Annotated in this window: 12 protein-coding genes; 11 read left to right on the plus strand and 1 reads right to left on the minus strand. The window is 44.3% G+C overall.

The features are described 5' to 3' along the window. Window positions 1-263 precede the first annotated feature (263 nt). Both pheS and pheT read left to right on the plus strand, forming a co-directional pair. Window positions 264-1,331 carry a phenylalanine--tRNA ligase subunit alpha gene (gene pheS, locus G343_RS0101860; RefSeq protein ID WP_020006413.1) on the plus strand — a complete coding sequence of 356 codons (1,068 nt, stop codon included), beginning with the start codon at window positions 264-266 and terminating at the stop codon, window positions 1,329-1,331. Next, window positions 1,318-3,720, plus strand: coding sequence for a phenylalanine--tRNA ligase subunit beta (gene pheT / locus G343_RS0101865; RefSeq protein WP_020006414.1), 2,403 nt, complete (start codon window positions 1,318-1,320; stop codon window positions 3,718-3,720). The genes pheS and pheT overlap by 14 nt, the downstream gene beginning before the upstream one ends. Window positions 3,721-3,759: 39 nt before the next feature. Here pheT and rnhC read toward each other — a convergent pair whose 3' ends face one another. Continuing rightward, window positions 3,760-4,443 carry a ribonuclease HIII gene (gene rnhC / locus G343_RS0101870; protein ID WP_020006415.1) on the minus strand — a complete coding sequence of 228 codons (684 nt, stop codon included), beginning with the start codon at window positions 4,441-4,443 and terminating at the stop codon, window positions 3,760-3,762. A gap of 187 nt (window positions 4,444-4,630) precedes the next feature. On the opposite strand from rnhC, the gene zapA reads away from it, so the two are divergent. From zapA to sdhB, 9 genes are all read left to right on the plus strand, one after another. Next, complete coding sequence (gene zapA / locus G343_RS0101875; protein ID WP_020006416.1) at window positions 4,631-4,888, plus strand: cell division protein ZapA; 258 nt, start codon at window positions 4,631-4,633, stop codon at window positions 4,886-4,888. 4 nt (window positions 4,889-4,892) lie between these two features. Beyond that, window positions 4,893-5,420, plus strand: coding sequence for a CvpA family protein (locus G343_RS0101880; RefSeq protein ID WP_020006417.1), 528 nt, complete (start codon window positions 4,893-4,895; stop codon window positions 5,418-5,420). 29 nt (window positions 5,421-5,449) lie between these two features. Then, a complete protein-coding gene (polX, locus tag G343_RS0101885) occupies window positions 5,450-7,144 on the plus strand; it encodes a DNA polymerase/3'-5' exonuclease PolX (RefSeq protein WP_020006418.1) in 1,695 nt (564 codons plus the stop codon). Between the two features lie 10 nt (window positions 7,145-7,154). Then, entirely contained in the window at window positions 7,155-9,485 is a 2,331-nt protein-coding gene (locus tag G343_RS0101890) for an endonuclease MutS2 (RefSeq protein ID WP_020006419.1), read from the plus strand. A 181-nt stretch (window positions 9,486-9,666) separates the two neighbouring features. Next, a complete protein-coding gene (gene trxA, locus G343_RS0101900; protein WP_020006420.1) occupies window positions 9,667-9,981 on the plus strand; it encodes a thioredoxin in 315 nt (104 codons plus the stop codon). Between the two features lie 176 nt (window positions 9,982-10,157). Continuing rightward, window positions 10,158-11,927, plus strand: coding sequence for an excinuclease ABC subunit UvrC (uvrC, locus tag G343_RS0101905; RefSeq protein WP_020006421.1), 1,770 nt, complete (start codon window positions 10,158-10,160; stop codon window positions 11,925-11,927). A 151-nt stretch (window positions 11,928-12,078) separates the two neighbouring features. Continuing rightward, complete coding sequence (locus G343_RS0101910) at window positions 12,079-12,705, plus strand: succinate dehydrogenase cytochrome b558 subunit (RefSeq protein WP_020006422.1); 627 nt, start codon at window positions 12,079-12,081, stop codon at window positions 12,703-12,705. Window positions 12,706-12,721: 16 nt separating this feature from the next. Then, window positions 12,722-14,491 (plus strand): succinate dehydrogenase flavoprotein subunit, encoded by a 1,770-nt coding sequence (gene sdhA / locus G343_RS0101915; RefSeq protein WP_020006423.1) that lies wholly within the window; start codon window positions 12,722-12,724, stop codon window positions 14,489-14,491. Beyond that, the gene (gene sdhB / locus G343_RS0101920) at window positions 14,491-15,255 is read left to right on the plus strand and encodes a succinate dehydrogenase iron-sulfur subunit (protein ID WP_020006424.1); all 765 of its coding nucleotides are present in this window, start codon (window positions 14,491-14,493) and stop codon (window positions 15,253-15,255) included. The genes sdhA and sdhB overlap by 1 nt, the downstream gene beginning before the upstream one ends. Window positions 15,256-15,314 lie beyond the last annotated feature (59 nt).

Raw genomic sequence — 15,314 nt, forward strand, 5'->3', positions numbered from 1 at the left:
AGCTCGGCATAGGAAAGGATTTAGCCAGACTGACCGCATATTGCGGTGACAGATATATTTGGGTCGCTACGAAAACGTGTCTTAAAAGAGCTATATCAAAAGAAAAACTAGCCCAAGCCGGGCTAGTTAACTGTCTAGAATATTATAATACTATTAATAGTTAACAACGTGAATTGAACCGCCGTATACGGAACCGTACGTCCGGTGGTGTGAGAGGGTAAGGCTATCTTACCCTACTCGATTCATTTTGAAGGAGTGGGAAAATGGAGACCAGCAGCATTGATGAAATTCGGCATGCATTTGATGAAGCTTTAAAATCCGTAGAACATAAAAAGGATCTGCAGGATCTAAAAGTGGAATACTTAGGCAAAAAAGGCAAAGTGACAGGCCTTATGAAAGAGATGAAAAACCTTTCGGAGGAAGATAAACCTGTTTACGGCCAGAAGGTCAATGAAGTGCGTACACATATACAAGGGATTATCGATGATACTCTTGAAAAATTTGAAAATGAAGCGCTCGAAGCTCAGTTAAAAGCGGAAACGATTGATGTATCATTGCCCGGCAGACGGTTTCAGCTGGGCAGTCCGCATCCATTGAGCAGAACGATAGAAGACATCGAGGATTTCTTTATCGGTCTTGGGTACAGGGTTGCCGAAGGATACGAAGTTGAGACCGATTACTATAACTTTGAGGCGTTGAATCTGCCCAAGTCGCATCCAGCCAGGGATATGCAGGACACTTTTTATTTTTCTGATGAAATACTGCTCCGTACACACACTTCACCGGTGCAGGTACGCACAATGCGGTCGGAAAAAGGCGGAGGGCCTGTAAAAATAATCTGTCCCGGGAAAGTTTACAGAAGGGACAGTGATGATGCGACGCATTCTCATCAATTTACACAGATTGAAGGTCTTGTTGTGGATGAAAATATCCGCATGAGCGATCTTAAAGGCACGCTCCAGCTGTTTGCGAAAGAGATTTTTGGCCCGGACCGTGAAATCAGATTGCGTCCGAGTTATTTCCCGTTCACAGAACCGAGTGTTGAAGTTGATATTTCATGCTTCAATTGCAGAGGTGCCGGGTGCAGTGTATGTAAAGATAGCGGTTGGATTGAAATTTTAGGCGCAGGAATGGTGCACCCGAATGTTCTGGAAATGGCAGGTTTCGATCCTGATAAGTTTTCAGGTTTTGCATTCGGCATGGGGCCTGACCGTGTTGCAATGCTGAAATATGGCATTGAGGATATCCGGAATTTCTATACGAATGATATCCGGTTCATCAATCAGTTTAAACCGACCGAAGATGGAGGGGTTCATAATGAGAGTATCTAAAGAATGGCTGAAGGAGTGGATCCCTGTTGAGGCATCGATCGATGAACTGTCTGAAACAATCACACGGGGCGGAATTGAAGTTGACGACATTATTGATTATACGGAAGGGATTAAAAACCTTGTTGTCGGCTATGTAGAATCGGTTGAAAAGCATCCGGATGCGGACCTGCTGAGTATATGCAGAGTGGACACGGGTGGTGAAAGCAACCAGATTGTATGCGGGGCATCGAACGTCAGAGCGGATACTTACGTGGTTGTTGCTAAAGTTGGCGGCAGACTGCCGGGCGGCATTAAAATCAAGCGGGCGAAAATGCGCGGGCAGGTATCCGAAGGTATGATCTGTTCACTTGAAGAATTGGGTGTCCCGGAAGACTTTGTGCCAAAAGAGTATCAAAACGGGATTTTCATCTTTCAGGAAGCGTATGAAGCAGGTTCTGACGCACTTGAAGCGTTATACCTTGATGACCAGGTGATGGCGTTTGATCTGACACCGAACCGTAAAGATGCGCTCAGCATCGCTGGAGCTGCCTACGAAACAAGGGCATTATTCGGGGGAGAAGTAAAGCGTCCGAAAAGCCCTCTGACTGAAGTTGATGGAGAAGATGAAAATTTCAAGGTGACCAATGAAGATGCTGAAGCAGTCCCTTACTACGGTGCCCGTATCGTCAAAGATCTGACGATCACACCGTCCCCTACATGGATGCAGATCCGCCTGATAAAAGCGGGAATTCGCCCGATCAACAATGTCGTGGATATCTCCAACTATGTACTGCTGGAATTCGGACAGCCGCTCCATATGTTCGATAAAGATAACATCGGATCGGAGCACATTGTGACCCGGTTTGCTTTAGAAGGGGAAAAAATGACGACATTAGATGGTAAAGAACGGGCGCTTAAAGATAATGATGTAGTGATTACAAACGGGAAAGAACCAATTGCCCTGGCAGGAGTTATGGGAGGCGCCTTTTCTGAAGTTTCAGAAGAGACAACGACTGTATTGATAGAATCCGCTATGTTCAATCCGGTATCAATCAGGCAGACAAGCAGCCGTCTGGGGCTGAGAAGTGAATCTTCAATCCGCTTTGAGAAAGGGGTTTCCCATGAATTTGTCAATGAAGCGCTGGACCGGGCGGCATATCTGCTTGAAAAATATGCCGGGGGCAGTGTAACCGGAAATATCATCTATGATGGAGAACTGAACCTGAAAAATAGCGAGATCGATGTTACAAGAACTTTTATCAATCGTCATTTAGGAATGTCTTTAACGACCGATGAAATTACGCGATGTCTGAGCAGACTTGGTCTTTCAACAGATACTGACGGTGAATCGATGACTGTTCACATTCCCTCCAGAAGAGATGATTTAAAGATCAAAGAAGATATCACCGAAGAAGTGGCCAGAATCCACGGCTATGATCAACTGCCTGTATCCCTGCCTGAATTCACCAGAATCACTCCTGGCAGGCTGACTGATGAACAGAAAAAAATAAGAATCATCAGGCGTCAAATAGAATCTCTCGGTTTATCCCAGGCGATGAATTATGCGATTACAAGCAGATCAAAATCAGTGGAATTCACCAACAGAACTGATGGTATGGAACTGCTTATGCCGATGAGTGAAGATCATGCTGTTATGAGAAACAGTATGATACCGAATCTTGTTGATAATGCGACGTATAATGTCAATCGACAACAGAAAAATATACATCTTTACGAAATGGGAAAGATTTTCATCAATAAAGGGCAGGGTAATTTGCCGGACGAGATCGAAATGCTCGGGGGTATCGTGACAGGTGACATGAATCAGACGGACTGGCTGGGCGCTGGTGTACCTGCAGACTTCTATGCAGTCAAAGGGATTGCAGAAAGCATCTTTGAAAAGCTTGGAGTCATTGAGGAAATTAACTTCCGCCAGACTGAAGGGTTCAAAGAAATGCATCCTGGCTGTACAGCCGATATATTGCTCGGTGATGAGAGGATCGGATTCGCAGGAGAACTCCATCCAAAGTATGCATCTGATCATGACCTTGGCCGTACAGCTGTATTTGAGATTAATCTTGATCGCCTGCTCTCGGTTAAACAGGGCAGTATTGTTTATGAGACGCTTGTAAAATACCCAAGTATTACGAGGGATATTGCATTGATCGTGGAACAGTCCGTAACAGCAGATGAGCTTATTTCTGTCATTCATCACGCCAATGCTAAATATTTGGAAGATGTTTATGTTTTCGATATTTATGAAGGAGAGAATGTTGAAGCAGGTATGAAATCAGTGGCACTCAGACTGACATATCTTAATAAGGAGAAAACACTGACTGATGAAGAAGTTGAAGCGGTCCATAAGCCGGTCTTAACAGCGCTTGAGGAAAAAGGGGCGGCAATCAGATAGCAGTACAACCCATGTGCCTCAGGCACATGGGTTGTTTGATCAAGTATGATTATGCTTTTTATCAAGCAGATCTTTGACTTTCTCCCTTGATTTGAAGTGTTTCTTTGAGATGGAGTCAAGAAAATCCATCCCGTGTTTTTCTGCAATTTCAGCAGCAAACATATCCGTTTTTTTACTGGCGCCTCTCGGCACTTCTCTTTTCAGGCTGCGGTTCAGGTTTGACATCTGTGCCAGATATTTGCTCCTGGCCAGTATACTCGCACATGCTACTGCAAGGGATTTTGATTCTGCTTTGGTCTCCTGGTAGATGAGATCCGGTTTAAATGGTTCCGGCACATATTTTCTGTATGCATTTTCAGTGGTGAACTGATCGATTACAATGGCTTCTGTGTCCGTTCCGGAGTCCATCTTTTCATGCACTTTTTGTATACAGTGGTTATGAAGTACTGCTTTTAGCCTGACGATATTCCATCCTTCATCAATTTTACCGTTATAGGAAGGGTTGTCCAAAATGACCAGGGAATAGGGGATGATATGGATGATATCTTTTGCCAGCTGATCCACTTTTTTATTGCTCAGGTTTTTAGAATCTTTCACTCCGAGTTCCCGAAGCAGCGGGACTTTTTCTGAAGGGGCGTATACCGCCGCCACAATCATCGGTCCAAAGTAATCCCCGACCCCTGCTTCGTCACTGCCGACTGTATTTAAACGATCATAGTTCATATAAATCTTTCCTTTATGTCAGAATCTTTTTTTAATGTAATAACAGTATTGTAACACGTGATGATTTTTATTCGTGATATTTTATAGTAATATTGAATATGATAATTACAATAGCATCATATCAGGATTTTATGTTAAATTATATATAACATTTATCAGGGAAATTTCGTATAGGAGGCAATGTCATATGGCAGAATATAAAAATCGCATTGCTGTAGACATTTATAACCAGCAGTATACCCTTGTTGGTGAAGATGATCCGGAGCATATGCGATATGTAGCAGGGCTGGTCGATGCAAAGATCAGGGAGATTGGTGTCAGGAGTTCAGGCCTCGATACGACCAGAAAAGCGGTGCTCACAGCAGTGAATGTCATGGATGATTATGTAAAGCTCAAGGAAAAGCATGATGCACTTGTGAAGGAAATGGAACAGAGGGATAATTGATCTCATGGTTATACTTATACTACTCATAATCGGATTACTAATTGGCTATCGCCGGGGAATAATTCTGCAATCATTACATTTACTCGGTACAATTTCCGCAATCATAATAGCTGCGATGAACTACGATACACTTTCTGCCAGATTCGATTTGATCGTACCATATCCAGCTACTGAGGAAACACTGTCGAATCCAATTTTACCTGAACTGAACAATGCAGAGTATGCTTTTTATGACATGGCCGCATTCTTTATCATTTTTATTATTTCAAAAATTATTATTCAATTGATTGTCAGTGCTTTTGATTATCTCCAGCAGATCAATGTGCTCGGGATTGGCGGAGATATTGCCGGCGCTGTATTTGGACTGATCGAAATCATATATATCATGGTTGTTCTGCTCTTTATGGCTGCAGTGCTTCCGTTCGACTGGATTCAGACACCCATCAATGATTCGGGGCTGGCACAATTCTTCATGGATAATACATTTATACTTTCAGATAAATTTATAGAATGGTTACAAACAGAGTCATAGGGATATGACTCTTTTTTTGGAGGCGGATTATGACGAAAAAAGATATCATTGTACTGCTTGAAACAATCGCAACCTATATGGAACTGTCACTCGAAAACCCATTCAAAGTGTCCGCTTACCGGAAAGCGGCCAACTCAATAGAAGCAGACGGCAGATCACTGTCTGAGATCGATGATTTTTCAGAAATCAAAGGGATCGGCAAAGGGGTAAACGAGGTGATTTGGGAATATTTGGATGCAGGCAGCTCAACAGTGCTGGATGACCTTAAAAACACTGTACCGGAAGGTCTTGTGAGAATGCTCAAGATACCTTCACTGGGGCCGAAGAAAATCGCAAAAATTAATAAGGAACTGGCAATTACGACGATGGAAGAACTGAAAGAAGCGTGTCAGAACGGGCGGGTAAGTACTTTATCCGGGTTCGGTAAAAAGACTGAGGAAAATATCTTTCAAGCAATCGAAGACCTTCAGGAACGGCCGGAACGGTATCCGATTGACAAGATCACTTTATTCAAAAAAGCTGTGGAGCGTGTGTTGGAAGATGCGGACGGCGTGATAAGATATGATGCCGCCGGCAGTGTGAGAAGATTGAAAGAGACAAGCGGTGACTTGGATTTCATCATTCAGGTTGAAGATGTCAGTGCGTTTACAGATTCATTTTTAAACGCCCCGATTGTCAGGGAAACGGTTGCCAGGGGAGAGAAAAAGCTCTCTGTCATCATTGAAGTTGACATGGATGAAATAAATGCTGACTTCCGCTTTGTCACAGGAGAAGAGTATTTTACGACATTACATCATTTCACGGGTTCGAAGGCGCATAACGTCAAAATGCGGCAGATTGCTAAATCGCGCGGTGAAAAAATCAGTGAATACGGTATCGAGTCAGACGATGAAGTAGTGACTTTTGATTCGGAAGCAGGTTTTTTCAATCATTTTGATCTGCCTTATATACCTCCGGCAATGAGAGAGACCGGAGAAGAAACAGAGACAGATATATCTGAGATTGTGGGTCTCTCCGATATCAAAGGGGATCTTCATATGCACACTGTATACAGCGACGGTGCCTATTCTGTCAGAGAGATGGTGGAAGCTTGTATCAACAGGGGCTATGCGTATATGATTATTACCGATCATTCCAAGAGTCTCAGAGTTGCAAATGGATTAGATGAGAAAAGGCTTTTTAATCAAATAGAAGAAATTAAAAACCTGCGAGATGAATTTCCTGAAATTGATATATATACTGGAACTGAAATGGATATTTTAAAGGACGGCACGCTGGATTTTTCAAATGACATATTAAAAGAACTCGACTATGTCATTGCTGCAATCCATTCAAGTTTCTCCCAGACTGAAGCGGAAATTATGCATCGGTTGAAGACGGCGTGTGAGAATCCATATGTCAGGCATATTGCCCATCCAACCGGCAGAATTATAGGTTCGAGGGCGGGTTATCCTGTGGATATGAATGCGCTGATTGAAATTGCTGGGGATACAAATACGGTGCTGGAAGTCAATGCAAATCCAAAACGGCTGGATTTGTCTGCAGATCATATCAGGCATTCTGACATCAGACTGACTGTGAACACAGATGCGCACCATTCAGACCACCTGGAGCTGATGGAATACGGTGTGTCCGTGCTGCAAAAAGGGCTGATAGAAAAAAATCATGTATTAAACACTTTCTCCAGAGAAGATTTCAGGAAGTGGGTTAAAAAAGGAAAATAGAGGTTTTAAAATGAATGATAGAACGATAACGACACTGGAGTTTGATAAAATACTCGCCATGCTTTCTGAAAATGCAGAGAGTGAAAAAACGAAAAAATCCATCAATCCGTCTATTATCTCTTCAGACATCGGCTCTGTAACCCAGATGATCAACGAAGTTGATGATGCATTAACGATGCTGCGCTTCAAAAACATAGAACTGGGCGGAATTACGGATATTAAAGGGCATATCAAACGGGCGGAAATCGGGAGCATGCTCGGCGTAGCGGAATTCAATGAAATCAAGAGTATATTAAACCGCAAGAGAATGCTGTCAAATGTGTTTGATGAATTTGAGGCAGATGAAGTGGAGCTCACCTATATCCCTGTATATATTAATGGTCTGCCAGATATTCATTATCTGTATAAAAGAATTTCAGAAACATGCGATGATGCCAGAGTGCTGGATCATGCATCGGATACACTGCTCCGAATCCGCTCAAAAATCAGCTCGGAAGAAGAAAAAATCAGAGACAGATTGAATGATATTATCCGGGGAAATAATCAGAAGAAGCTGTCTGACAGTATTATCACTATGAGGAACAACCGTTACGTCGTCCCGGTCAAAGTGGAGTATCAGGGGGAATTCAACGGTATCGTGCACGATCTTTCTGCCAGCGGTCAAACGGTATATATGGAACCTATGGCAGCGGTTGAGATGACGAACCAGATACAGACACTCAGGGATGAAGAAGATACGGAAGTGGAACGGATTCTCTACCAGCTTACTGCAGAAACAGCTGAAGCCGCATCAGAACTGTCGAAGACGGATGATTCATTGCATCATATCGATATGGTGTTTGCCAAAGCTAAATACGGCAATAAGATTGGGGGAACGAAACCTGAGGTAATGACGACAGGCGGAATTTATCTTCCGGCAGCATTTCACCCGATGATTCCCTCTGAGGAATCTGTCAGAAATGATATCGCCATGGACGAAGCAACACGTGCGGTCATCATCACCGGTCCGAATACAGGCGGTAAGACGGTTACTTTAAAAACCGTCGGTCTCAGTGTTTTAATGGCCCAGTCAGGTATCCCTGTACCTGCCCGTGACGGCAGTGTCATCCGGTTGTTTTCGAAAATATACAGCGACATCGGGGATGAACAGTCCATTGAACAGTCACTGTCAACATTTTCAAGCCATATGACGAATATCACCGGTATTTTGGATGTGGCGGATGATGACAGTCTGGTACTTTTAGATGAACTGGGCGCCGGCACGGATCCTGAAGAAGGGGCGGCACTGGCCATCAGCATCATTGAATATCTGCTGGCAAAATCATCAACCATTGTGGCTACAACTCATTACCCGCAGCTGAAATCCTACAGTTATACCAGGGAAGATGTTATCAATGCGAGTGTCGAATTTGATGTGGATACATTGTCACCGACATACCGTCTGCTGATGGGGATTCCCGGCAAATCGAATGCGTTTGAAATCTCCAATAAGCTTGGCATGAAGCCAGCAGTGATCGAGCGGGCAAGAAACCTTGCAGGACGCGATTCAAGCGATGTGAATGATATGATTTCAGCGCTTGAAAGGCATACGAAAAAGGCGCAGCAAAATGAAGAGGACACCGATCGGGTGCTTAAGGAATCCAAGGCGCTTCACAGTGAACTCAGTACCGCTTTGGATGACTACAGAGCGTATAGGGAAAAGCTGAAGAAAAATGCCAGAGATCAAGCAAATCGCATTATTAAAGACAGTGAAATTAAAGCCGAAGAAGTCATCGGCACGCTTCACGACATGAAAGAAAAAGGTGCGGAGAATATACAGGATCATGAAATTATTGAACAGAAGAAGGCGCTGTCAGACAGCTATCACCAGGAGGAATTGAAAAGGACAGAGCGGACTGAAGCGAAGGAAGCCATCCATCCGGGCGACGAAGTTGATGTATTGTCCTATGGTCAGAAAGGGGAAGTGCTGAATGTAGAGGGCGATGAAGCCACCGTGCAGATGGGAATTATAAAGATGAAGGTTGAACTTTCAGAGCTGAAGAAACGTAAAAAGGCGAAAGCGGACCGGCCAGTCGCCAGAAGAGTCGGCAAATCTCATGTGCAGAGAGCACTCGATCTGAGGGGCGAAAGGTATGAAGAAGCCCTCAATAAGCTGGACAGATATTTGGACCAGGTAATCCTTTCCAATTATAATGAAGTTGAAATTATACATGGCAAGGGCACCGGTGCGCTTCAGAAAGGTGTACAAAAATTTCTCAAAAACCACTCCAGAGTCAGATCCTTCAGAGGCGGTGCGCCGTCCGAAGGCGGATTCGGGGTCACGGTAGTGGAAATGAAGTAGGTGGATCTGTGAAAAATTTTGATATGATTACATTGGCTAAAATATTAATAGCGGCCGGCGTCATTATGTTCTTGGGCGGTGTTCTATATATGATATTTATGGTTTAAGCAGTTACATTGAGCTTTAATTTATCCTCATGATATAATGATGAACATAAACTAGCAAAGTGGAGGTAATATCGATGGCAATAATAGAAGTGAACGATCAAAACTTTAAAGACGAAATGGACAGCGGTGTTAAGCTGGTAGATTTCTGGGCACCATGGTGCGGACCATGCAAAATGCTTGCACCGGTTCTTGAGGAACTTGCTACTGATGTAGAAGGCAAAGCAGATATCGCTAAACTGAACGTCGATGATAACCAGGCGACTGCAAGTGAATATGAAGTGATGAGTATTCCGACACTTATTCTGTTCAAAGACGGTGAGCCGGTAGATAAGGTCGTTGGTTTTCAGCCGAAAGAACAGCTGGCATCACTGATCGATAAACACGCTTAACTTTTAAAACCGCCGCGGGGCGGTTTTTTTATTAAACTGAGAAAACCGCATGATCAAAATACACAATTCGGCGGACAGTAAAAAATATACGAATTTGATACAATTGAATCAGCTGTATGGCAGACAAAATATATAGGTATTTTTAGAAGATATTATACTGATATGAGGGATATAAGATGGAGGATCTGAAACTGAAGCTGTCAGCACTCCCGACTGAGCCTGGCTGCTATCTCATGAAAGACAGACACGGCATCGTCATTTATGTAGGCAAGGCGAAAAACCTCCGAAACCGTATTAAATCCTACTTCTCCGGCGCTCATGACGAAAAGACGATGAGACTTGTCAGGGAAATTGCTGATTTTGATTTCATAGTGACCAGCTCTGAGGTGGAATCTCTGCTTCTTGAGCTCAATCTGGTGAAAAAGCACTATCCGCACTACAATGTGCTGTTAAAAGATGATAAAAGTTACCCGTTTATAAAAATTACTGATGAAGAGCATCCGAGGCTGCTCGTCACAAGGACGGTAATGCCTGGCACAGGGACTTATTTCGGCCCCTATCCGAACGCCTACAGTGCCCATGAAACCAAAAAATTGCTGGACCGTATCTACCCCTTGAGAAAATGTAATACGATGCCGGACAGATTGTGTCTTTATTATCACATTGGCCAATGCCTTGGTCCTTGTGTATATGACGTATCCCAGGACACATACAAGGAAATGATTGACGGCATCACGCGTTTTTTGAACGGCGAGACAAAACAGATCGTGGACGATCTCAGGGAGAAGATGGAAGAGGCATCTGCTTCGCTCGAATTTGAAAAAGCGAAAGAATACAGGGATCTGATCGGTCACATCGAACAGACGATGAACAAACAGAAGATGATTACCAAGGATATGACGGCAAGGGATTGTTTTGGCTATGCCGTTTCAAAAGGCTGGATGGCTGTTTCCGTGCTGCTTGTCAGAAATGGCAGCCTGATTGAGAAAAAGGCCGAAATGTTTCCGGTACAGGATGATGTCCAGGAAGAGTTCTACCGGTATATTGCCCAGTTCTACGATCTCGAGTCCAATCTGCTTCCCAAGGAAGTTCACATCACTAAAGGCCTGGACCGCCAGGTCATCAATGATTACCTGCCCGTAGACGTGCTGGAACCGAAGCGCGGACAGAAAAAAGAAATGGTTGATCTTGCGAATAAAAACGCAGATATTGCACTTAAAAATAAATTTGAAATGATTGAGAAAGATGAAGCCAGGACAATCCGGGCCATTGAAAATCTCGGGGAGGTCCTGAATATTGAAACGCCGGTCCGCATTGAGGCATTCGACAATTCCAGCATTCAGGGCGTCGATCCTGTCAGTGTGATGGTGGCATTTTTAGACGGCAGTCCCAGCAAGAAAGACTACAGGAAATATAAAATTAGAACAGTGACCGGTCCGGATGATTATGCTTCCATGGCTGAAGCCGTGAGAAGGAGATATACACGTGTGCTCAAAGAGGGACTGCCGCTGCCCGGACTGATTATTGCAGACGGCGGACTCGGCCATATGAATACGATCAGGAATGTGCTTGAAGATGAACTGTCACTTGATATCCCCGTAGCCGGTCTGGCAAAAAACGAAAAACACAAAACGGCTGAACTGCTGTATGGGGAAGCGGGCGAAGTCGTCCCGTTGAAGAAAAATTCCCAGGAATTTTATCTCCTCCAGCGAATCCAGGACGAAGTACACCGATTTGCCATCAGCTTCCATAGGAATACACGCAGGAAATCCTCCGTGGCTTCAGTACTGGATGGCATAGACGGTGTCGGCCCGAAGCGCAAGCAAAAACTGCTGAGTCATTTCGGATCGATCAAACGCATGAAAGAAAAACAGGCAGATGACTATACCGATATTGGAATTCCTGCTCCGGTGGCTGATCGGATCATAGAAAAACTTAATTCTTGATACAACAAAACCTCATTTGTAAAATACTGCCGGCTATATTTTCACATTTCTTTTGAACTGAACCGCTCATGTTATCTTGATTTATATATGCCTGAGGGGTAGAATAAAAGTTGTGAAACTATATTTAGCGGTCAGTTAGGGGGGAATTCGAGTGTCGAAACAGGATTCAAGTTTTGCATTACGACGTCTTCATTCTTTATTAGGTGTCATTCCGTTGGGTGTATTCCTCATTCAACATCTGCTTGTCAACCATACAGCTACGAGGAGTGAAGAAGCGTTTAATGTGGCAGCAGGCATCATGGCAAATCTGCCTTTTGTTCTATTCTTAGAGATTTTCGTGATTTATCTGCCGATTTTATTCCATGGTATATACGGTGTGTATATCGCATTCACAGCCAAGTATAACATCGGAGGGAAACAGTACGGCTGGCACAGTACATACAGGAACTGGATGTTTCTATTACAGAGGGTCAGCGGTGTGATTACATTCATCTTTATCGCCATCCATGTTTATCAGACAAGGGTGCAGGTATTCTTTGGTGAAGAAATCAACTTTGATCTCGTGGCCCAGATTGTGGACAATCCATTATGGCTGGTGTTCTATATTATCGGTATCGTGGCCACTGTATTCCATTTTGCGAATGGACTGTGGGCATTCATGGTCACATGGGGCATTACCCAGTCCGATAAATCACAGCGTGTCATGAGCTATGTATCAGCAATCATTTTCGTTGCTGTTACGATTATTGGCATCCGAGCTATACTCGCATTTATTTAATTAAGGAGTGGAAATAATGGCTAATGATAAAATCATCGTCGTCGGCGGGGGCCTTGCAGGTCTGATGACGACGATAAAAGCAGCTGAATCAGGCGCGGAAGTCGACCTGTTTTCAGTTGTGTCCGTAAAACGTTCTCACTCTGTATGCGCCCAAGGTGGAATCAATGGGGCGGTCGATACGAAAGGTGAAGGGGATTCCCCGGCAATTCATTTAGATGATACAGTTTACGGCGGCGACTTTCTTGCCAACCAGACACCGATAAAGGCAATGACTGACGCGGCGCCGAAAATCATACATCTGCTGGACCGCATGGGCGTGACATTCAACAGAACGAATGAAGGTCTTTTGGATTTCAGACGTTTCGGCGGTACAATGCACCACAGGACAGCATATGCCGGTGCAACGACCGGACAGCAGCTGCTTTATGCCCTTGATGAGCAGGTGAGAAGTTTTGAAGTCGACGGCCTGGTTAATAAATTCGAAGGCTGGGAATTCCTGGGTGTTGTTCTGGATGATGAGGGCCGTGCACGCGGAATTACTGCACAGGATATGAAAACTGCGGAAGTTAAGACATTTAAATCTGATGCCGTAATCATGGCGACAGGCGGTCCCGGTATCATCTTCGGTAAATCAACCAACTCCATGATCAATACCGGATCTGCAGCTTCCCTTGTCTATCAGCAGGGCGCTGTGTATGCAAATGGAGAATTCATCCAGGTTCATCCGACAGCGATACCCGGTGATGACAAACTCAGACTGATGAGTGAATCGGCACGGGGTGAAGGCGGACGTATCTGGACATATAAGGATGGCAAGCCATGGTACTTCCTCGAAGAGAAATACCCGGATTACGGCAACCTTGTCCCGCGGGATATCGCAACACGTGAAATTTTCGATGTGTGCGTGAACCAGAAACTGGGGATCAATGGTGAAAACATGGTATATCTTGATCTTTCACATAAAGATTCGCATGAGCTTGATGTTAAACTTGGCGGCATCATTGAAATCTATGAAAAATTCACAGGTGATGACCCGCGCAAAGTACCGATGAAAATTTTCCCTGCAGTCCACTACTCAATGGGCGGCATCTGGGTGGATTATGATCAGATGACTTCAATTCCGGGCTTGTTTGCAGCGGGGGAATGTGATTATTCCCAGCATGGCGGCAATCGCCTTGGTGCCAATGCGCTCCTCTCTGCCATTTACGGCGGTCATGTTGCCGGTCCAAAAGCGATTGAGTATGTGCGATCATTGGACAAATCCTATGAAGATCTTGATGATTCCATATATGAAGCATATCGTAAAGCGGAAGAAGAGAAGTTTGAAAACGTCATGAATATGGACGGCGATGAAAATGCATATGCCATCCATAAGGAACTCGGTCGGATTATGACCGACAACGTTACAGTGGTACGCCACAACGATAAGCTGCTTGAAACTGATAAAGAGATAGTCAAATTGATGGAAAGATACGAAAACATCAATATTAATGACACAAAAAGGTGGAGCAATCAGGCGGCATTCTTTACTCGTCAGCTTTGGAACATGCTTGTGCTCGCTCGTGTGATTACAATCGGAGCATACAACAGGAATGAATCCCGCGGGGCACATTACAAACCGGAATTTCCGGAGCGTAATGATGAAGAGTGGCTGAAAACAACAATGGCACACTTTGAAGGCGCGAAAGAATCCCCAAGATTCGACTATCAGGATGTCGATGTCAGTCTGATTACGCCACGCAAACGTGACTACACCAAAAAAAATGAAGGGAGTGCCAATAAGTAATGAGTGAAGAAACAATTAAATTGAACATAAAACGTCAGGAAAATAACGAAACACAGCCTTACTGGGAAGAATTCGAAGTGGGTTACCGGGAAAATATGAACGTGATCAGTGCGCTGATGGATATTCAGACGAACCCGGTGAATGCGAAAGGGCAAAAAACAACGCCCGTGACCTGGGATATGAACTGTCTTGAAGAAGTCTGCGGAATCTGCTCCATGGTAATCAACGGCGGTGCCAGACAATCCTGTACCGCACTCATTGACCAGCTTGAGCAGCCGATCACGCTTGAACCAATGGCGACATTTCCTGTAGTCAAAGACCTGCAGGTGGATCGTTCATTCATGTTTGAAGGTTTAAAACGCGTACAAGCATGGGTGCCGATTGATGGCACTCATGATCTCGGCCCTGGTCCCAGAATCCCTGAGAAGAAACGTCAGACTTCATATGAATTATCAAAATGCATGTCCTGCGGTGTCTGTCTGGAAGTTTGTCCAAATGTCAATGACAACTCAGGCTTTATGGGGGCTGCGGCTATCAGTCAGGTGAGGCTGTTCAACCTCCATCCCACAGGCAGCATGAACAAGGATGAACGTCTCGAGGCATTGATGGATGAAGGTGGAATTGCAGAATGCGGCATGGCTCAAAACTGCGTTCAGGCATGTCCGCAAGGGATTCCGCTTACCACTTCCATTGCCGCAATGCAAAGAGAATCAAGTTTCCACATGTTCAAATCATTCTTTGGCAGTGATCAGGAAGTGGAATAATACGAAGACTGACAGGAAGAGCATCGCTCTTCCTGTTTTTTTGTATAAAATTAAGTTAT

Source organism: Salinicoccus albus DSM 19776 (assembly GCF_000385175.1).
Classification (GTDB): domain Bacteria; phylum Bacillota; class Bacilli; order Staphylococcales; family Salinicoccaceae; genus Salinicoccus; species Salinicoccus albus.